14 protein-coding genes are annotated in these 20,624 nt (G+C 65.3%); 5 read left to right on the forward strand and 9 right to left on the reverse strand.

The genetic code is table 11. The annotated features are described in order from the left end of the window. Positions 1-451: 451 nt before the first annotated feature. The 3 genes from ACWPWT_RS19975 to ACWPWT_RS19985 form a co-directional block, all read right to left on the reverse strand. The gene (locus tag ACWPWT_RS19975; RefSeq protein WP_273691600.1) at positions 452-793 is read right to left on the reverse strand and encodes a hypothetical protein; all 342 of its coding nucleotides are present in this window, start codon (positions 791-793) and stop codon (positions 452-454) included. Between the two features lie 126 nt (positions 794-919). Next, positions 920-1,318 (reverse strand): VOC family protein, encoded by a 399-nt coding sequence (locus tag ACWPWT_RS19980; RefSeq protein ID WP_273691602.1) that lies wholly within the window; start codon positions 1,316-1,318, stop codon positions 920-922. Then, positions 1,315-2,256: a LysR family transcriptional regulator gene (locus ACWPWT_RS19985; RefSeq protein ID WP_298279774.1), complete on the reverse strand. Its 942-nt coding sequence runs from the start codon at positions 2,254-2,256 to the stop codon at positions 1,315-1,317. The genes ACWPWT_RS19980 and ACWPWT_RS19985 overlap by 4 nt, the downstream gene beginning before the upstream one ends. Before the next feature lie 101 nt (positions 2,257-2,357). Between ACWPWT_RS19985 and ACWPWT_RS19990 the strand changes: the two genes are divergently transcribed. Together ACWPWT_RS19990 and ACWPWT_RS19995 are read left to right on the forward strand one after the other, a co-directional pair. Beyond that, entirely contained in the window at positions 2,358-3,227 is an 870-nt protein-coding gene (locus ACWPWT_RS19990; RefSeq protein WP_273691604.1) for an NmrA family NAD(P)-binding protein, read from the forward strand. An 11-nt stretch (positions 3,228-3,238) separates the two neighbouring features. Next, positions 3,239-4,012, forward strand: coding sequence for an SDR family NAD(P)-dependent oxidoreductase (locus tag ACWPWT_RS19995; RefSeq protein ID WP_273691606.1), 774 nt, complete (start codon positions 3,239-3,241; stop codon positions 4,010-4,012). 115 nt (positions 4,013-4,127) lie between these two features. On the opposite strand, the gene ACWPWT_RS20000 is transcribed toward ACWPWT_RS19995, so the two are convergent. Further along, entirely contained in the window at positions 4,128-5,495 is a 1,368-nt protein-coding gene (locus ACWPWT_RS20000) for a S41 family peptidase (RefSeq protein ID WP_298279766.1), read from the reverse strand. A gap of 413 nt (positions 5,496-5,908) precedes the next feature. Between ACWPWT_RS20000 and ACWPWT_RS20005 the strand changes: the two genes are divergently transcribed. Beyond that, positions 5,909-7,024 carry an IS110 family RNA-guided transposase gene (locus ACWPWT_RS20005; protein ID WP_285139443.1) on the forward strand — a complete coding sequence of 372 codons (1,116 nt, stop codon included), beginning with the start codon at positions 5,909-5,911 and terminating at the stop codon, positions 7,022-7,024. A 370-nt stretch (positions 7,025-7,394) separates the two neighbouring features. Here the strand turns inward: ACWPWT_RS20005 and ACWPWT_RS20010 are convergent, their stop codons facing one another. From ACWPWT_RS20010 to ACWPWT_RS20030, 5 genes are all read right to left on the reverse strand, one after another. Further along, positions 7,395-10,400: a DEAD/DEAH box helicase gene (locus ACWPWT_RS20010; RefSeq protein WP_298280083.1), complete on the reverse strand. Its 3,006-nt coding sequence runs from the start codon at positions 10,398-10,400 to the stop codon at positions 7,395-7,397. Next, positions 10,397-12,160 (reverse strand): phospholipase D family protein, encoded by a 1,764-nt coding sequence (locus ACWPWT_RS20015; RefSeq protein ID WP_116462967.1) that lies wholly within the window; start codon positions 12,158-12,160, stop codon positions 10,397-10,399. The genes ACWPWT_RS20010 and ACWPWT_RS20015 overlap by 4 nt, the downstream gene beginning before the upstream one ends. Positions 12,161-12,234: 74 nt before the next feature. After that, complete coding sequence (locus ACWPWT_RS20020; protein WP_116462968.1) at positions 12,235-13,428, reverse strand: DUF6361 family protein; 1,194 nt, start codon at positions 13,426-13,428, stop codon at positions 12,235-12,237. Positions 13,429-13,501: 73 nt separating this feature from the next. Beyond that, positions 13,502-13,822, reverse strand: a complete 321-nt coding sequence (locus tag ACWPWT_RS20025) for a helix-turn-helix domain-containing protein (RefSeq protein WP_063690326.1) — start codon at positions 13,820-13,822, stop codon at positions 13,502-13,504. Between the two features lie 11 nt (positions 13,823-13,833). After that, the gene (locus ACWPWT_RS20030) at positions 13,834-14,187 is read right to left on the reverse strand and encodes a type II toxin-antitoxin system RelE/ParE family toxin (protein WP_116462969.1); all 354 of its coding nucleotides are present in this window, start codon (positions 14,185-14,187) and stop codon (positions 13,834-13,836) included. A gap of 306 nt (positions 14,188-14,493) precedes the next feature. Between ACWPWT_RS20030 and ACWPWT_RS20035 the strand changes: the two genes are divergently transcribed. Beyond that, positions 14,494-17,052, forward strand: a complete 2,559-nt coding sequence (locus tag ACWPWT_RS20035; RefSeq protein WP_454281071.1) for a PD-(D/E)XK nuclease family protein — start codon at positions 14,494-14,496, stop codon at positions 17,050-17,052. Then, positions 17,052-20,420, forward strand: a complete 3,369-nt coding sequence (locus ACWPWT_RS20040) for a UvrD-helicase domain-containing protein (protein WP_454281072.1) — start codon at positions 17,052-17,054, stop codon at positions 20,418-20,420. The genes ACWPWT_RS20035 and ACWPWT_RS20040 overlap by 1 nt, the downstream gene beginning before the upstream one ends. Positions 20,421-20,624: the final 204 nt, after the last annotated feature.

Here is a 20,624-nt window from a genome sequence, read left to right on the forward strand (position 1 = left end):
TTGTTCTCCGTCCACCACGTAACTCCAGCGAAATCCTGCAACTTTGCCACAGTTGGTGCGGATCCACATGCAGACGTCCCTGGACGCACCGACATAATCATGGAGCCAACCTGCGCACCTGCCTCCCTAGCTGATTGCCGGTCGTTACACGCGGTGATCAGCAGGGGCAGCGCGAATCACAAGAAAAATCGGATGCAGCGTGGCATCAGGTGGCTGTTTCCCTTTACGCCTTCGCCACATCGAACGATGCTTATCATCGTGCCAGCGGTTTGTTGTGATTACGACAAGGTTTCATTTCACGGTCGATCAGCGAGGAACACGACCGGGGCTGTTGAAAAATGCGCCGCTGGTGGCCGGGTCCGGTTGGGGGCGGAATGACACCCCAACGCATAGCGATCCCGTCTCGCATGGGATCGAATTTCGGGAAAGCCACCTGTCGAGCGAGCAAGACCTACCCGGCGTTGTGGCGCAAAGTCCTCTCGATCAACCAAAGGTGCAGAAGCTGCACCGCGACAAGTGTGGCACCGGTTCCGACCAGCACGGGGAATACAAGTGCCTCCTGCCCGGCTCGGGCAGGAACATTCAATGCCATGAATACCTGAAAGCCAAGAACGCCGATTGCCAAGATCGGTATGAAGGCAAGCGCAACGGATCGGGGCGCGGACCAGTTTACTGCCCCTGTGATCCCCCACTGCATTGGAAGTCGGCGCTCGTTACGAAAGCGTATGTTCGCGCGGTAAGCTAAGGCAGAAAGTATCACGACAAAAACTGCCGAAACGACCAGCATACCCATAGACCGGCTCCTTTACGGATTGTCGTAGCATATTCCCGACACAACGTCTCGCCTTCCCGTTGGGGAACCACCAACGAGACGGCCGCGGCTTTCCCATTAGGATGGTCAAGCGGGAAAGCGAAGGCTTCATTCGTACGAGGAGACTTCGATCAGGTTACCGTCCGGATCGCGGACGTAGACGGAGCGGATCGCGCCTCGCGCGCCTTTCTCGGTCACAGGGCCCTGTTCGATCGCTACGCCTATTGCCGTGAAGTGGTCGGCCACGGTGCAGGGCGGGGTTTCCGTCAGGAAGCACAGGTCCGCGCTGCCCGGCGAGGGGGTGCGCGCGGTGAACCACGCCTCCTGGGAGACGGAGACGGGGCGCAGGTTGATCTTGGTGGCGCCGAACATCATGCTCGTCCGGGTCGACCCGTTGTCGGCCTCGGCATCCCGGCGGCCCATGCCGAGCGCCTTTGCGTACCAAGCCGCCGAAACCTCCACATCGCGCACGTTGAGCACGATGTGATCGAACGCTTCCACCTTCATGTGTGGGTCCTTTCGTCTCGCCCCGTAACCTTATCCACCGGGGTTGTTGCAACCACCTCGACGCAGAAGGCTATGAACGCCTCGATCGCGGCCGGGGCGAGCCGGCGGGAGGGCCGAACCGCGTAGAGCGGAAACACCTCGCCCGGCCAGTCCGGGAACAGGTCGATCAGCGTGCCATCCGCAACCAATCGCTCCGTACCGAGGGCCAGAACCTGCGCGATGCCAGCGCTGGCGCAGGCGGCTACTACCATCGCTTCCACATCAACGAAGGTATAGCGCCCCGTCACCGCGACCGACCGGGTATCGCCGTCGCGGCGGAACTCCCACTCGAATGGCCGGTCCCGCTGCGGATCGACGAAGTGGAGGCAGTCATGGTCCGCCAAGTCTGCGGGCGTCTCCGGGCGACCATGGCGTGCGACATAGCCGGGCGCGGCCACCGTCAGCACCCGAGTATCTAACAGGTGCCGCGACGCCATTGCCGACGACGGCTGGGGCCCGAAGCGCAGCGCAAGATCAATGCCGCTCCGGGTCAGGTCGCCGGCGTCACCCACGACGAACTCGACATGCAAGCCCGGATGACGGTCGGCGAGGGTTGGCAAGGCCGGCGCGATCAGGTGTCGCAGCACGATCGAATTGATCGCGACCCTGACGCGGCCGGACACGACCTGCGCCACACCGCTCGCAATCGTCGCCGCCTCCTCCAGCCCGGCGAGGTGGGGCCGCGCCAGCGTGTGAAGGCGCTGCCCTGCCTCCGTCAGGCGCAAGCTGCGCGTTGTCCGGTCGAGCAGCCGGGCGCCGATTCGGCCCTCCAGTCGCGCCACCGCCCGACTGGCGCCGGACGGCGTCAGCCCTAACGACCGGGCGCCGCCCGAAAAGCTACCCGCCTCAACGACGGCGACGAGTGTGCCGATGTCTGCCAGCAGTCTGGTGTCACGCATCGGTGATCTTTGCCTCCTGTCAAAGGCTTTGTGAGTGACACCCGTCTAACGCACAGGTCTGCCATGGCCTAATTCGTCCTGACGATTGAAGGGAGACGGTCATGTTCGCAGTCACGGGCATTACGGGTCAGGTAGGTGGTGAAGTCGCCCGTGCCCTGCTGGAGGCGGGTGAGCGAGTTCGTGCCGTCGTCCGCCACGAAGACAAGGGGGCGGCCTGGGCGGCGTATGGGTGCGAGGTGGCGGTCGTCGCTGACGCCACGGACCGTGCAGGCCTCGCCGCGGCGCTGGCGGGAACGTCGGGCACCTTCCTGATGGTACCGCCCGACTACGATCCTGCGCCGGGCTTCCCCGCTGCGCGCACAATGGTCGCCGCCTATGCTGGCGCGCTGGCCGATGCCCGGCCTGGCCGCGTCGTCGCCCTGTCGAGCATTGGCGCCCAGATCGACCGCTTCAACCTGCTCAACAACGCCGGGCTGCTGGAGCAGGATTTGGTCAACCCCGGCGTCCCGATCGCCTTCCTGCGCCCCGCCTGGTTCATCGAGAATGCGGCGTGGGACGTGGCCGCTGCGCGGGAAGGCGCGATCGACAGCTTTCTGCAACCGACCGACCGTGCCATCGACATGGTGAGCGTGCGCGACATCGGCCGCGTTGCGGCCGAACTGCTGCGGGGAGATTTGCAGGAGCGTCGCGTCGTCGAGTTGCGTGGTCCCCGCAAGGTCAGCCCGGACGACCTTGCTGCAGCATTCTCGGAGGCACTTGGCCGGCCGGTGCAGGCGGTGCCCGTGGCACGCGCGACATGGGAAGCACGCTTCCGCGCCGAGGGAATGCGACACCCGCAGGCGCGCATGGCGATGCTCGACGGCTTCAACGAAGGCTGGATTGAATTTGCCGGCGAGGGCGCCGGCATCGAACCGGCGGTCGGTACCGTCGATATGGCAGAGGTCGTCTCCGACCTTTGTGCGCGGAGCTGAAGGAGGTCATCATGGCGCGCATCTTCATTACCGGCTCCGCCCAAGGGCTGGGCCTCATGACCGGGCAATTGCTCGCGGAAGGCGGGCATGAGGTCGTCCTTCATGCTCGCGACGCGGCGAGGGCGGCGGCTACGCGCGCCGCTCTGCCGGCTGTGGCCGGTATGGTGGAAGGGGATGTTGCGACGCTGGCCGGGATGCGGGCGGTCGCGGCGCAGGTGAACGCGTTTGGATCGTTCGACGCGGTGATCCACAACGTCGCGATCGGCTACCGCGAACCGCGCCGCGACATCACGGCGGACGGGCTTCCAGCCCTGTTCGCGACCAATGTGCTGGCGCCCTACGCTCTGACCGCGCTGATGCATCGGCCGCGACGGTTGATCTATCTCAGCTCAGGTATGCACCACCATGTCCGCACGGAGATCGACGACATGCTTTGGGAGCGGCGCCGTTGGAATGGCTCGACCGCCTACGCCGAGAGCAAGTTGTACGATGCGATGCTGGCCTTCGCCATCGCGCGACAATGGCCGGATACGATCTCGAACGCGCTGGAGCCGGGGTGGGTACCGACGCGGATGGGCGGTGCGGGCGCGCCCGACGACATGGACCAGGCACATCGCACCCAAGCTTGGCTGGCGGTCTCCAACGATCCCGCGGCGATGCGATCTGGCCGCTATTTTTATCACCTGGAGGAGCGGGCGGCCAACCCGGAGGCGCACGATCCCGCCCTGGCGCGTCGGCTTCTCGACCGATGTGCCGCGTTCAGCAAGATCGAACTTCCGTCCTGACTCCGCGTCAGGCATCGGCAGCAAAGGACGCTCGCAGGGTCGCGCCTCGATACATCATGGAACTCGGGATGGGCATTCCCGATTGGGATCGTTGATCGGGAAACCGAAGACCCGCTTAGCTGCGAAGTAACAGGCCCTGCACGACCTGTTGAATCATGGTCCGATGGTCGGGATTGAAGGGGGATAAGGATCGTGCGGGGTCAATACCGACTCCTTCCGCCGAACGTCCATCGGGATCGCGGTAATCCTCCGCGGGTAACGTGAGCGTCCAACCGTTCGGAAGGGGCTTGGTAAGCTGATCGGACAACGCACCTCGGGTTCGGCCGCCGATCTGCACCACGTTCGGTAACGCCCGCATTGCGAGGGTGAAGGTTTCGCCCGCGCTGACTGTCACGTCGCTGGTCAGCAACGCGACCTTGCCGAGAAAGTGAATACGCTCAGACGGCACGACCTCAAACCGTTGGTAAGGGCCGTTCGCCCCGATGGCCCGTTTCGAAAAGGCTAGCCGTCGCCCTGCCGCGAACCGACTGGCGATATGGAGGCTGATCGCGTCGTACCCGCCACGGTTATTCGTGACATCCACGATCATGCCGGGAAGCCCCTGAAAGGCGGCAAGAGCCTCGTCCAGCGCGGCATCCAGCGCCTTCGTGTCATCAGGGGGCGCATCCTTATCGAACGCGCCCATGGAGACGATGTTGATATAGCCGATCTGCCCGATCGTCCCCCACAGGATGCGGCGGTTGGCGACTTGGCGCCCGCCGCCATCGAGCAGGCTAGTGATCCCCTCACGGTACGACTTCGACCAAGCCCGTTCCCGCTGCGCGGGATCGGGACCCAATGCCGGATCGGCTCGGGCGCTCACGACGGTCCGAGCTTCGCCGCCCTCGAAATCATGATCTACGCCGTCGATCCTGGCCTGCAAACCGACATGGGCATCATCTAGGCTGGCGAGCGCCCGAGTGGTTTGCTTGAAAAAGGCCGTGCCGGGAGCTGAAGCGTCCGTAGTCGCAAGGGCGGCGGTCAAAGCGGCTGGCGTCCTGCCTCGCCGGCCGAAGCCGGGGTAGAGGTCGGCGAACGTCGCCGCGATAACCCTCCCGATATCGTGGGCCGTCCATCTGCGTTGCTCGGTACAGCGACGCGGCAGAGCGTCGATGCGATCGAAGGCATAGTGGGTCTTATCGGGTGAGGCGGCAAATACGAGACTGCTCTGTCCTTTGATGGACACCAGGCGGTAGGCATCGTCGTCGGGATGGCTACCCTGACCGCGATAACAGAACGCACCGGCGACATGGTAGATCGTACGCACTCCATTCCTCACGACGAGGATGTGCCCGTAGCCGCGTGAGCGCCAGATACCGTCAGCAGCCTTGCCCGCCGTTGCCATCGGCACCCAAGGCCCTGCTGCTGCGGCAGAAGTGCCTACCACGAGCAGCGCCGCGCCCAAGGTATATCGGATCAATCCACCAGCCAACGTCTCAACCATCGCCTTTCCACCAAACCATAATCAATGTGTATTGCCATAGCAAGACACTAGAGCTGGTTCATTTCTCGATTGGGAACGATCATCGAGACGGCCGGAGCGTTGGACAGCCCGTGCCCCGTAGTGACCGACCGGCTTTCCCGAAACCTGTTCCCGAATACGCTTTCCCGAAACTGCCCGCTGGACATGGAGAAACGGGACGCTCCGCAAACGAGCGTATGCGTGACGGCGCCTGCCCCGCGTAATTCCATCAGGCGGTGTCACCTAACCCGTCATGCGATCTATGCACCGTAATCGGTCCGGCTTGGGGCGGAATGACATGCTAACGCCGGACCCTTAGACCCCATGACTGCCGGAGCCTCGGAGGCTCGAATCTGAGATGCTGATGATGGATTTGTCAGCAGCGGAGACGAGTCATGACGGAGGCAGTGAAATACGTTGGTCTGGACGTTCATAAGGAAACCATCGCGGTCGCGGTTGCCGATGGGGAACGCGGAGGCGAGGTACGTTTCGTCGGCACGGTCGCCAACGAGGACGATGCGATCAGGAAGCTGGTCAAGCGGCTGACGGGACCGGGTGTGACGTTGAACGTCTGCTACGAAGCGGGACCCTGTGGGTATGGCTTGCATCGGCTGCTGTCGAAGCTGGGACAGAATTGCATCGTCATCGCCCCCTCGATGATGCCGCGACGCCCGGGCGACCATGTTAAGACGGACCGGCGTGACGCGATGACCCTGGCGCGGCTGCTACGCGCCGGCGAACTCACCGCGATCTGGGTGCCGGACGAAGCGCACGAGGCGGTACGCGATCTCATCCGCGCGCGACGCAGCGCGCAGGACGATGCCATCGGGGCCAAGCAGACGGTGCGCAGCTTCCTGTTGCGGCATGATCGTCGTTTTGGCGGCAAGGCGGCTTGGACGAAAATGTACTGGCGGTGGTTGTCCGAGCAGCGGTTTGAGTTTCCCCACCAGCAGCTGGCATTCGAGGAAATGCAGAAGCGGGTGCTGGAGGTCCAGGCACGGGTCGCGCGCCTGGAGGCGGCGCTGGCTGAAGCGGTGGATGCGTGGTGTTTTGCGCCGCTGGTCCGCAATCTGCAGGTCCTGCGCGGTATCAGGCTGGTCAGTGCCGCAACGCTGGTCGCCGAGGTGGGCGACCTCACCCGCTTCGACAATCCCAAGCAACTGATGGCGTATGTCGGCCTGGTGCCGTCCGAGCACTCCAGCGGTGCCAAGACCAAGCGGGGCCGGATTACCCGCGCGGGCAACGCGCAAGCACGGACGATGTTGATCGAGGCGGGCTGGTCGTATCGGCTGCCCGCTCGCGAGGAGCGACGCTACCGTGAACGGGTCATCGACTTGCCCGAGGACATCCAAGCGATCGGGTGGAAGGCGCAGGTTCGCCTGTGCCAGCGCTACCGTCGCCTGGCGGCCACCGGAAAGCCCCAGCCCAAGGTGACCACCGCGATCGCGCGTGAATTGGTCGGCTATGCCTGGGACATCGCCCGTCGAGTGTCGCCAGCGATAGCCGGCTGATCCACACAGAACAATTCCAGGAGGAGGCGCCAGGGCACCAACTGCATAGCCTTGGCCGGCGTGCCGCGGGCACCCGACTGTGATGGGCAATCCACGGTGTACGGTGGGGCAGGTTCGTCCGACGCCCGAACTTAGACGGAGGATAGGCCCAGCGACGGATACGGGTAGTGCGGTAACCAACCCGCGGATGAGAGCATGATCAATCGTCGTCGATCAGGCGTCCGCGGCACACCCGCCAAGGTCAATGCGAACGCTGGTCTTGCGGCCAGCGACAAGGTAAACTCGGCCAGCGTCTCGGATGGCAGTCATGAGAGCGTACGATTTTGACCATCCTCTCACCGGCCCCGTAGACTGAGACCAACGGTCGACTTCAGCGCGGCCTCAGGTCCAGAGCCAATGCGCTCAGTTCGGCGATCTTCGCATCGCTGCCTCTCGCCAGATGATTGACCAGATCCTCCTGGTTCGGCTGGCCGAGCGCGAGGCGATAGAGCAAACGCTGACGCTGGAGGTAGTCGAACCGTGCGATGTCACGGCTCCTCGACAATGCAAGCACGTGGCGATCGATATCGGCATGCTTGAACGTCCACCAGGGTGCCAGCCCGGTGCCGTCTTGAAACAGGAGCTCGCCCAACGCTGCGGCCTCCGTCCAGGGCGAGCAACCGGTACCTGCCGCGGCCACAGCGTCGTTCCGCACCAGCGCGCCGAGCGGACGTCGTACAAGGAGACCACCATAGCGCAATATGCGACCTTCACGCTGTTCAAGGTCGACCGGGTTAGATGGCAAATCCCAGTGAACGATGCGTCGGCACCAGCTATGGAAGTCGAGCCCTTCCTGACCGATCGAGGTCGTCGCGAGCACATGGGGCCAGAATGGCGTGTTGAACGCGCGCCGGAGGCTTTCAGCGCGTGGCGGCGCTTCGGCTTCAGGCTCGCTCAACGCGCGTTGTGCTGATTCGGCATCCCCGCTTTCGGTGCCGCTGAACGGCACGGCAGCGTGGCAACGAAGGCGGATTGAGCTCGATGTTGTCGGGATCCCACGAAAGGTGAACCAACCGAGCGAGGCGTGCAGCGCCGATGCCAGCTCATCGAGAAGGTTCGGGGCGTCGGTCTGCCCTTGCGCTAGCCAAAAATGCTCGTCGAGCACGCTCTCGAGCCCGCCGTCGCGGACCGCCGCCATCAGCACCTCGGTGGGATTGCCGTCGCCCAGCCGGCCCCAGAACACCCGGTTGTCGAGATAGGGGCGCAGCCTGTGCCAGCAGAACGAGACGAGCTTCGAAAGGTGGTCTGCCTCGATGGCCGCCGGAAAGTGCCGGAGCAGTGCGCGGCCGACAGCGACCGCCGGTGAGGCCAAGGCGATCTCGGCCAAGCGTTGCAGCTCCTTGGCGCTGATCCAGTCGATACTCTCGACGTGGTTGCGCTCGGTGACGATGCGCCCGAGCACTGCCTCAGCCCCCGCCGTCTCGTTCCATGCCGCCTGGGATGCCGCGAAATCGCCGGACTTTCGCTCGATCGCGGCAAGGAGGTTCCAAAGCGGACGTGCCCGTTCGGCGTCCTTCTTCGGCTTGCTGCGGATCTCGACCTTCTGATCCCTGAGCGCCTTCCGTAATTGTCCGATGACCGTGCGCAGCGCGTAGCGGGCGGACGAATGGTTGCCCTTCAAAGGATCGGTCGCCCGGATCAGAAACGGCGATGGATGGAACAACGACATCACGGGCAGGCCGGACTGCGGAGCCAGCCGCTTGCTTTCCCAGGGTCGCCGGCGGGCGGTTGGTCCGGCGTCGAGGTAAGCGTCCTCGACACCGAGGCTGATCAAGGATGCAACACTCTGCGGGGTGGCGCGAAAACGGCTGAACAGAAGCGTTTTCTGCGCCGGGCTGTGCGCCCAGGGACCTGCAAGCGGCCACCACTGCATGGAAGGGGCAACCCAAGGGAGCGCGAGATCGGGTGCTCGCGCGATCTCGCGAAGGGCTCGGAGCTTCGGGCTGCCCCAGCCGTCCTTGCCGTCGCCGGTGCGTCGTGCAGAGCGCAGCACCGGCACGCCCGGTTGGCGGCCGAACTCGACCTTGTCGGCGATCTTGTAACGGGACCCGAGCGCCTGCGCCGGTAGTGGGACGGACAGCCAGTAGGCAGAGGCCGCGGTCTTGTTCCGGTCGGACACCTTGCTGGCGAAGTGCCGGAAGGTATGAAGATCGCCGGGGGCAAGGGCCAGCGGATCGCGGCGGGTGCGGTGATCCAGGCCTATAGAGGGCGGGCGCTCGGTACGTGCTATGCAGGGGCGCAGCAGGCGGTCGATCCGGTCGCGCGTCGCTTCCGCACGCTCCTTCAGAAGCGGATCGATGGTGTCACCCTCTGCGTCACCGATCGCACGCAGGATCTCGCCGAAGCTGGCAAAGAGCTGCTCGGCGTCCTCCCGCACGGCGGTGCTGCGCGTCAGAAACTCGATCGTGTCGAAAAGCTCCTCGTGAGCCTGAGGACCGTCTTTTCCGTCCCAGGACTCGCCATACAGGCGATAGGGTGTGGCCGACAAAAGCAGCATGGCAGGCTTTTTCGAGCCGATTCCAAGAAGGGCGCGCCCCAGCCGGTCGCTTTTCGAAGGTGCCAGCAGCTCGCGGAAGCGCTGAAATTCGTCGAAGACGATAAGGTCCGGCGGGGTCGCCTCGAGACATGCCTCCGCAAGAAGGCGGCGCAACACCGTCAGCGTCCGCGCCTCGGGCTTTGTCTGTGCGGCTGTCGCGATGCGTTCGCGAAGACCCGGACGTTTACCCTCCGGATTGAAGCGCGACTTGAGCGCGGTGCGGAAGGTGCCGACAAGCTTCGGATCGATGCCGCCCATCAGCCGCTGCGCAGTACGGCAGGCGCCCTCCCAGCTTACGGTCGCGCGCTGTTGGATGAAGCGCTCGGGGAGTGTCTCCAATATCCCCGGCACGGCGCGCTCGAGCAGCAGGCTCAAAAAGGCACGCTCGACCGCAGCGCCAGGTGTCGGTCGTGTGCCTTCGGGCGGGAAGGAGGTCTGAGGAGACAGCGAATAGAGCCGGAGCGGCGATGGCGGCTCCTTGTCGTTCGGCCGTTGATCGAGCGGGATCATCGACAGCCGATCGACCTTGGAAAGGGCCCGCAGCCTGGCGCGCTTGTCATCCAGAAAGTCGACCAGACGCGCCGCGTTCTGGTCGGAGACACGGGCATTGCTGGTGACGTAGTAGACCGTAAACTTCTTCCTACCGCCACGCGACAGCTGCCGGACGACCTCCCGAGCGACTGTCGTCTTGCCGAGGCCGACCTCGTCGGCCACCAGAAAGCGGCGACTGCCATTACCGGTCAGCGCGGCTACGGCAGCGCCTACCGTCGCGTTCTGAAAGGCGCGCGGTGTGCTGCTCATCTTGCGATCAGGACCTCGCGCGCGATGCGCCAAGTCTGCTGGAGGGCGGTCAGATCGTCTCTGTCCGCCTGCGTAAGGTGCTCGCCATGAGCCAGGACCGCAGCCACATAGCGGTCGATCACGGCATCGACACGCTTCAACGAACCGGACTTGTTGGTCTGGTCCTTGGCCCAGGCGGTCAGGATATCCTCGAGCGCGAGCCCGTCATGCTTCCAGCTGCTCCGCTTGGGCGCAACCGCTTCCGGCTCCGTGTCCCAGTCGTCCTCGCTCCCCGCCCCTGCTCCACCCTCGAGCATCTCGCGCAGCCACGCCTGCAGGCCGTCGACGCTCAGAAAGCGGCTGATCGCGGCAGCGTCCCGCTCCGCGTCGATCGAGGGGACCACCGGCACGCGCAGGAGCCATGACGCCGGCGGCAGATCCCCGATCGTCAGCCGAAACTGAACAAGATCCGTTTGCAGGGACAACGGAACCTCTCCGAGCTCGATGTGCGTCACGCCGGGCTGCCAGCGGTGGAGCGCCATCGTGGCGAGCCCTGCTTCCAACTGAGCTGAGGGCGGCAGCGGCACGACTTCGCCAGAGGTGAGACGATACTCCCTGCCGTTGCGGTCCAGGCTGAGTGACGTGTCCGCAAGCGTCCAGCGCAGCCTTTCGAGAGCAAGTTCGGCTGCGTCAGCTTCTGTTTCCGTCAGCGTCTGCAGGAGAGCATCGGATACCGGTGTCGCTGACCCGACGATCGCCAGGACGCCGTCGATCTCGGCGCTGCCGCCGGTGAAGCGGGCGGCGACTTCCGCATTGCGGCCCGACCAAGCCCGGTCGGTGGCATTGGCGCTGCCGGCGACGATCTCGATCCGCTCGCCCTGGATCGCCGCGAACAGCTTGGCGTGCAGCCCCGAATGACTAGCGCCGCCCGAACCTTCGTCTTCCTCGTCCGTTGCCGGCTCCCGCCCTATCAGCTCAACCTCAGCGACGTCGTCTCCGTCCGGGATCGGTGCCCCAAGCGCCAACAACTTGAAGTCGGAAAGACCCGCGCGGCCGTCATTGCCAAGCTTGCGCAGCGCCGGCAGCGTCGTCACCAGAGTGCGGTCCGCGCTTGCCTTGGTCATATCGGCAAGGGATCGTGCGAAAGCATCGCAGAGGAACGGGCTCAGGACGACGATCTTGTCTCCGGACGTCGCATCGAGCGGAGCGATCGGCTCCGAGCCGCGCGTCCAGAGGTCGATCCGTGACACATCGATGTCGTCCGGCGCGATCCAGCGCACGGCCCTGAGCTCCTTCGCGAGATCGTCCGGATCGACGTCGGGCAGCTTGGCTGCGCGCGCGAGGGTTACACCCAGCGCATCGATGCCATCGACGACCTGGCTCCCCTTCCTGCGGCGGCTTTCGCCGTCCAACACCAGCCCGAGATCCAGGTCACGGCTCATGGTCAGGTTGCGGCTGCCGACCCAAAGCCGCCAGAACCGTGGCAATCCCTCCGCTTGATAGCAGATCAACGCAGCCTTCGGGTGCCAGCTGTTCGCGCTTTCCCGATAGGGCATCTCCACCACGAACTGGTCGAGCACGGCCGCGATCTTCGGGAGCCTCGGTCCACGATGGATGCGCCCGCGCTGGACAATGAAGCGCACCCGTTCGCGCAAGGCCTCGATCGCGCCGGCGAAGTCGGACTTGTTGCCGCGCGCATTGTCGCGGCCGCGGGCGTGGAGATTCAACAGAGCGCCCCCAAGAACGATCGGGTCGGCGGAGTAGGCGGCGAACAGGGCCAAGCGGGTTGTGGTCAGCTTGGGTGGCCGCAGGAGCTCAAGAAAGGCCTGGCCGGGGAAGTCCTTCGGCGCCCTTCTCATGCGCCGACGAGGTCCTGCAGCAGCATCTGCACCCGGTCCCAGCGGTAATGAAGCGGCGCACCCAGCGGATGGTGATCATTGTCCCAGTCCGCACGCTGATCGACGCCGAACTGGCTGCGTGAGAGCCGCGCTCGTCGCCCCTTTCGCGCCTCTTCGGCGTCACGGTACACGCGCTCCAACCGCATCGGATCGGTGTGTCCGGCGCGTACCCATGCGAGCGTGTCCTGAAGCGCAACAGAGACGACGGGAGCCAACTCGGTCCGGTCCGTCATATCGTCGAGAAAAGCTGGCCAGTCCAGGCGAGCGGCCTGGGCCTTCCAGCGCTGGACGATGCCGGTCAGTGCCGCGCGTTGCGTATCGGAGCGCTTGCTACGGTCCAGCTCCTCGCACAGCGTCTCCACTTGGGCGGCGTAAACGCCGCGGCCGATCGCGGCGAGAGCAGCGGCGTGGCCGGCCCGCTCAAGCGCTGGCCGTTCGGTTTCCGCAAGGTCCCGGACTTGTGGACCCCAAGCAGTACGGCTCGACGACACGTCGTGCCCGACCAGCAGCGAGAAGATCGATCTCGCCCCGGGATTTCTGGGCGACGTCAGGCTTCGCAGGCGTTTGGCGAGGAACTTCCGCTCGCTACGAGTGAGATCGAAGCTCAGCGTACCCTCGCCCTCCCCGTACCAATCGTCGGCCGGTTCCGGAACGACGAACGGCCAGGAACCTCCTCCGAGCGGCGTCCCTTCGTCGTCCTTCAGTAGCGCGCCCGGCTTACCCGCGACCATCCGCTCGACCTGATAGCGGCTAAGCGGACCGCTGCCTTCCTGCTCGCGCACCAGCCCCCAGCGTTGCAGCGCACCCCAATAGACCTGGCTGGGACGCTGCTCGACCGGAGAGGGATAGTTGCGGCTGCCGATCACACCGCCCGGCTCGTTGATCAGGCGCCCGGTAAGCAAATATTCGCGCCGCTTCACGCTTTCCTGTGCGCGTTGCCCCTTGGCTGGTTTGAGGTGCTCATCGCGGTAGAGCCAGGGCACGAAGAGGACATAGCGCAAGCGGGTATGCAGGACTGACGTGCCGGGAAAGAACCGATCGGCGTAACGCTGGTGGACGATCAGGAACCCGATCTCGTCCCGAATCCCTTTCTGGTCCGAGTTCATGAATTTGCGCGCCTCGCGCATCGCGTCCGGCGACAGATAGGTCATTCCAAAAGACGCCAAGCGTCACCCCCAGACTCTCTAGCCGCCCACAAGGAGAGCCGCTCACAGATCGACGCGGTTAGGCTGTTTCCAGCACCCGCACCGCGCCGATCCCCTCATGTCGCGGCCGGACCCAAATCTCGACATCGTGGCCGAGTTTCCGGAGCCCGTCGGTGATGTAAGCTTCGCTGATGCCGTCGAAACGGCCGCGGAGGATCTTGGAAAGCTTGGGCTGTGGCATGCCCATGCGAGCAGAGGCAGCGGTCTGCGTCAGCCCCAGTTCGCCCATGCTTCGCTGAAGAGCGGCGGCGAGCTTGGACTTCACCAAACGACCTTCCGGATCCGAAAGGCCGAGATCCGCGAAGACGTTGCCACTGGAGGTCACATGCTCGACTGCCATGTCGGGGTCCTTTATAAGGCTTGTTTGCGTAGCGCTCTCTTCTCGGCAGCCAATCTTTGAGCCGCTTTCAGTCGAGCTTCGATCGTTTCCTTCTGGTGCTTCGGAACGGCGATGCCGCTCGTCGACTTTTTCTGGAAGGCGTGGAGAACGTAGATATCGTCGTCGATCTTGACGTTGTAGATGCAGCGATAGGTGTCGCCGTCGTACCGCTCAATTAGCTCGATACTCGAGCCGTACGGCTTGGCGTTGACGTGTCTCATTCCAAGCTGGGCTAGGTAGAGGCCGTGTCCAAACTCGCTTCGGACATCCTCGGGCATGTCGACCAGGTCGTCCCTGCTACTACCCATCCACTCCAGTTCGCGCATTCTCCATCTCCGTTGACGATGGAAGAAGGCCTATATCCATTTAGGTATAATGTCAACCGGGCTGACGGCAATCCGCTTGTTCAGGGCCCCGGACCTCGTCCGTTCTGAAGCCTTCAGTCCGCCTCGGGGCAGTTGGCGTTGATGCTATGTTCCGCTGCCGCTAGACTGCCGGGAACGGCGAAAACGCCGATAGCCGTAAAAGTGGGGTGGTCAGTGCAGCGCCAAACATTCGTCTCCCATGGCAGGCTGGCTGCTCGTGAGATCAGATTGGAAGCAGCGCGTGCCCAGCGGCACGGCGTCCAGGTCATGACATTGGAGCAGCTTGCGGCTCGACTGGCGGGTGGGTTCATCACCGGCATCGATCCGGAGGCGTTGCGCGACGCGATCCAGGCGTCGGTGACCGACAGCGACCTGGGCGAGCTCGACAACATCAAGGCCCTGCCCGGCTTCGTCAGTGCCGCGGCTGACACGCTGCACAAGGCATGGCGCGCTGGTGTGGATCTCTCGGCTCGTGCGGGCGAGGACCCGCGCCTCGCCGCCATTGCCGCGCTGGAAGATGCCGTCATCGGCCGTCTCCCCCACTCGATGCTGCGGCCCTGCGATCTCGTCACGCGTGCAACCGAGCGCCTCGCTCATGCCCCTGCCCTGTTCGGGAGCATCGACATCGTCGGTCACTCCGAACTCTCGCCCTGCTGGCGCGAACTGCTGTTCCTGTTGGCCGACGCGGTAGCGGTCCGCTGGCATGCTGGCCCCCGTTCGGTGCCAGACTGGCTTGCCGGGTCCGCCATCGAGGTGCTCAGATCCGACGCCGCCAGTCCGAGCCTTGAAGCGGTGACCTGTGCAACCGGTCATCATGAGGCGGTCGAGGCGATGCGCTGGGCACGCGAGCTGATTGCCAGCGGTGTTGCCCGCCCCCACGAGATCGCCATCGCGTCCGCGGCGCCAGCCGCCTATGACGATGTCTTCCTCGCGCTGCGCGCCGATGCCAATCTCGACCTCCACTTTGTTCATAGCGTTCCCGTTGTATCGACCCGGCCGGGCCAGGCAGCGGCCGCCCTCGCCGATGTCCTCGTGCGCGGGTTGTCGCAGGCGCGCATCCGCCGGCTGGCGTCACTGCTCGGCAGCGAGGCGGGACCGGTGGCCCAGCTGCCCGCGGGCTGGACGCGGCTGCTCCCGGGTGAGGCGCCGCTCAACTCGACCGGTGCCTGGGACAGGTTGATCGACCGGCTTACAGCGGAAGACTGGCCCGACGGTGTCGACCATGCGCCTGAGTTACGCGACATCATCGCGATGTTGGCCAAAGGTACGACGCTTGCGGCGGACACGGGCGAGAAGCTGCTTAGCGGTCCGGCACGCCGCATCTGGCGGCGCGCGCTTGGTCTCGGCAGTCCGGCCGCCATCGATATCACAATTGCGCAACTCCGCCTCGAGGACGAAAGCGAGCCCTGCTCATCGGTCGCCTGGATGCCGGCTGAGGCGCTCGCGGCATCACCACGGCCTTTCGTTCGCCTGCTGGGTCTGACGTCAACTCAGTGGCCGCGGCGTATCAGTGAGGATCGACTCGTGCCCGACCACGTCGTGCCGCTGGCAGACCTTGATCCCCTGCCCGTCTCTGCTGCTGACCGGCGTGACTTCGAAACGATCCTGGCCACCACCGCCAGCCAGGTCGTGCTCAGCCGGGCGCGGCGTGATGAGGAAGGACGCCTGGTAGGGGCCAGTCCGCTGCTTCGGGGAACTCCGCCGCCTGCCTATCTGCGGCGGAACCGGCGCCCCGACCACGCCATGAGCGAGACGGACCGGCTCGGAGCCCGACCGGGCGATGCTTCAGAACTGGGGCAGGCCGCCTCCGCTGCAACCTGTTGGACGAACTGGCGCTCGTCGCACGTGACGCCACACGACGGACAGGTCCGCCCGGATCACCCCGCGCTGGCCGCAGCGCTGGACCGCGTTCAGTCGGCCAGCTCGCTCAAGCTTCTCCTGCGAAACCCGCTCGGCTTCAGCTGGAAATATGCGCTCGGCCTCCGCGGTCCGGCCACAGCCGACGAAGCGCTCGTGCTTGATGCCCGAGCGTCGGGCGAGTTGCTGCACCACCTGCTCGACAACGCCGTGCGGCGGCTCGAGGCCGGTCAGGGGCTGGCCAGTGCCGACGAACAGGCCTGCGTGTCAGCGCTCGATGCGGCCTGTGCGGACGTCGCGGCGATGTGGGAGGCGGGTCAGGCCGTGCCGCCCGGTATTGTCTGGCAGCGGACCTTGGCGGACACCCGGCAAGTCGCGCTCGCTGCACTCGAGGGCCGACCCGAGCCCCTGCCCGGCCAACGCTCCTTTGCCGAAGCGCCGTTCGGCGGCCAGACCGCCAAGTCCGATGGTGCCCTGCCCTGGGCGGCCGACACGGTCGTGGAAGTCGCTGATACCGGCTTCCGGATCTCCGGCTACGTGGACCGATTGGACCTGTCAGACTGTGGCACAAAGGCGCGTGTCACCGATTACAAGGGCGGCAAGTGCCCGAAGGACGCTGTAACGCTGGGCGGCGGAAGCGAACTCCAGCGTTGTCTATACGCCTATGCGGTTCGCTCGCTTCTGGGCGATGACATGGAGGTGGAGGCGGCGCTCGTCTATCCGCGCGCGGGGGTGACCCGGCCGCTGCAGGACGCGAACGGCACGCTTGCCACGCTGGCCGGACATCTGCGCGCGGCACGTGCCAACCTTATGGCCGGGCGAGCGCTGCCGGGCCCGGATACGGGCGGCGACTATGATGACCTCGCCTTCGCTCTGCCGGCAATGGCGGACAAGGGTTGGTGCCGCCGCAAGCAGGAGGCGGCGACGGTAGCTCTCGGCGATGCCACCCTCGTCTGGGAGGCGGAGTGATGAACGTGATGGCACCCGTGCTTGCGGATGACCAGGCAAGGCTGACCGCGCTTACCGCTCACGACCGATCGCTGCTCGTCGAAGCCGGCGCAGGCTCGGGCAAGACCGCCGTGATGGCAGGGCGAGTGGCGCTGATGCTCGCCGCCGGCGTCGCGCCGAAAAGCATTGCCGCAGTGACCTTCACCGAACTCGCCGCCAGCGAACTGCTCGCGCGCGTGCAGGACTTCGTGGAAGAGCTGCTATCCGACCGCATCCCGCGCGAGTTAAGTGCGGCGCTCCCTCACGGGCTCTCGGACGAACAGCGCCAAGCGCTGACCGGTGCGTGCGAGAACCTCGATGAGGTCACCTGCTCGACCATCCACGGCTTCTGCCAGCGCCTGATCAAACCCTACCCCGTCGAGGCCAACATCGATCCGGGCGCGAGCCTCGTGGACCCGGTCGAAGCGGAACTTGCGTTCGGTGACACGTTGGATCGCTGGCTGCGTGCGACGCTGGACGGCGCTCTGCCAAGCCTAATTTCGGAGCTGGTGTACCACGAGCCGGTGGGGGGACTCGCTCTGGTGCGAGAGGTTGCCGACAGGTTGCGTCGACATCGCGTGCTGACAGGACCGCCGTCTCCAGCCCTCCCGCCTCTGATCGACGCCGCACGCGACGCGGCCGATGCCTACAAAGACTTCGTCACCACCACTCCCGCGCGGGAAGAAGAGAGCATCGCGGCAGCGGAAGCGTTCGCCGGCATGAGCGAACGGCTTCTGGCGGCCGGGCAAGGCCAGGACTTCAGGTCGTTGGTGGCGCTACTCACCGCCGAGCCCGACGCTTCGCTCCTCACCGGCTCCGGCTGGCGCAAGTATCAGAAGAAGGGGAAGTGGGAGGCTGCGGTCAAGCTGAAGGGCCTGCCCAAGGCACGCGGTGGCGAGTTGAACGGCGAGGCCGAGCGTCTGCACAACGCTGCGCGCGATGCCTGGATCGACCTCAAGGGGGCGGTCGCAGCGCGGGTTCTCTCGGAGGTGTTGGCCGCGGTCGCGCCCGTGGCGGACGGGTTCCGCGCCTACAAGCGCGCAGCGGCCTTGCTCGACTTCGATGATCTGATCTTCGCCGCGCGTGACCTGCTGCGCGATCATGAGCCTGTCCGGCAGGCACTCGCGTCGCGTTATGCGCATGTGCTGGTGGACGAGTTCCAGGATACTGACCCGCTTCAGTTGGAGATCTTCTGGCGCCTGTGCGGTGAGCCGATGGACGGTGCCGATCCCGCCGACTGGCAGACGTACCGGATCAGGCCCGGCGCATTGTTTCTCGTCGGTGATCCCAAACAGGCGATCTACCGTTTCAGGGGCGCCGATGTCGCCGCCTATGTCCGGGCACGCAACGCGATCCGCGCTCAGGGCGCGCAGAATCTGCTCAGCATCTCGACAAATTTCCGGTCCTGCGCCGGCATCCTGTCCTTCGTGAACAAGCGGTTCGAACCGCATATGAGCGAGGACAAGGGGCAGCCCGGGTTCACGGCGCTCGATCCCTTCCATCCCGATCCCGCCCACGGGCTGTGCGTCACCGCCCTGCCGGTCGCGTGCGCGGGCGAGGACGGGAAGGCGTCGGCCGACCGGAAGCGTGACTGTGAGGCAGAGGCGGTCGCGGAGCTGGTCGCGCGCCTGATCGGCAGCCATGAGATCGCCGACCGTCGGGCCGGAATGCAACGTCCGTGCCGACCCGGCGACATCGCTCTGCTCGCGCCGACCGGCAAGGACCTGTGGCGCTACGAGCAGGCGCTGGAGCAACGCGGGATCGCGGTCGCCACGCAGGCCGGCAAGGGCTTCTACCAGCGGCAGGAGGTGCAGGATCTGGTCGCGATCGCGCGCGTGCTCGCCGATGGCCGAGACACGCTCGCATTGGGTGCGCTGCTCCGGGGACCTCTGGTCGGGCTGACCGAGGAAGAGCTGCTCGACCTTGTCTGGACGCAGCCGCGCGCACCGGAGCGGCCGGGCGCTCTTCCTCACCTGCACGTCAACATGGACCTGGACGCGATTGCGCATCCCCTCGCGAGGGACGTGCTGGGCAAGCTTCAGGGGCTCAGGCGCCGGATCAACGCGACCACCCCGCATCAGCTGATCGCCGAGGCGATCGACACGCTGAACGTACGCGCGATCCTGCTGCAACGCCATCGCGGCCAAGCCGAACGTCCACTCGCCAACGTCGACCTGTTCCTGAGCCTGGCCCGGCCTTACGGCGTTCGCGGCCTGAGAGCGTTTGCACAAGCGATGGCGGACGCCTGGGCCGGCAAGGCGCGCTCGGCCGAAGGTCGGCCCGACGCGCAGGAGGAATCGGTGTCGCTTCTCACGGTGCACGCCTCCAAGGGGCTGGAGTGGCCGATCGTCGTCCCGATCAACTGCATGACGGCGACGATTGCGGTCGACAACACCGTCATCGATCGCGACGCCGGCATCCTGTTCATGCCGGTGCTGGGCAACCTACCCTCTGGCCACGCCGACGTGCACAGTGCTGAGAAGGCCGAGCAGGACCGCGAACGCACGCGCCTGTGGTATGTGGCTGCTACCCGCGCGCGCGAGCTGCTGGTGTTTCCACGGCTCGACGTCGCGGCAGGCTCGAACAGCTGGTCGGGGCTGATCGACTTCGGGCTTAATGAGCTCGAGGTTCTCGACTTCGACGCTTATCCCGACCAAGCGCCTTCCGGCATCCACGAGGACGACAATCAGCAGACCCGGGAGCGCTTCGCGGAAGAAGCAACCGCGATCGTCGACGCTACCGCGAAAATCGCTTGGAGCGCGCCGAGCAGGGACGAAGGGCGCGGAGTAGATGACCACTCGCAGGCTGAACCCGAGCTGGTGTTCGGAGAGGTGGCCGGTGCTGCTCCATCGGGACCGGTTCAAGGCGGGCGCGAGCGGGGGCTGATCATCCACAAGCTGTTCGAGGAGGTGCTTACGGGTGAAATCTTGGACGAGGAAGCGCACCTCGCAGACCGGGCACGCGAGCTGATCGTGCAACTCGGGCTTGAGCCGGCCGGGGCCGCGGCTACCGGCATCTCCGAACAGGAGGTGGCACGGGTTGTTGTGCGCACGCTGGCCCTCCCCGAGATCGTAGCGATGCGTGACCGCCTCGTGCCGGAGCTTCCGGTTCTCGCTTCGGAGGAGGTCGACGGCATAGAAGTCGTCACCGCCGGGATCGTAGATGCGTTGCATCTTGATGAGTCCGGACTGCCGCGCGCGGCGATCGACTGGAAGAGTGATGTCGATCCGGATCCCGCCGCCACCGAGCAGTATCGCGGTCAGGTGAAGCGCTACCTTCATGTAACCGGCATCTCGGAGGGTATGATCGTGTTCGTGACGCGCGGAACCGTCGTTCGAGTCTCGGCCTGATAAAACCGGCTCGCGCTTGCAGCTGCCGAAGTCAGGTCGGCGGAGCTGACTTCCGGCGAACTGTAGGTGTACGGTTGAGGGCGAAGCACCTTCCTGAAGTTCTGCGGCTCCGTCCTGACGATAATTCCAAACGGGACGGCCACCGTGCTCAGCGTACGACTTTTACCATCCTCTCACCGGCATCCTCATTGTTTCCTCTCTTGC

Source organism: Sphingomonas sp. Marseille-Q8236 (assembly GCF_965112005.1).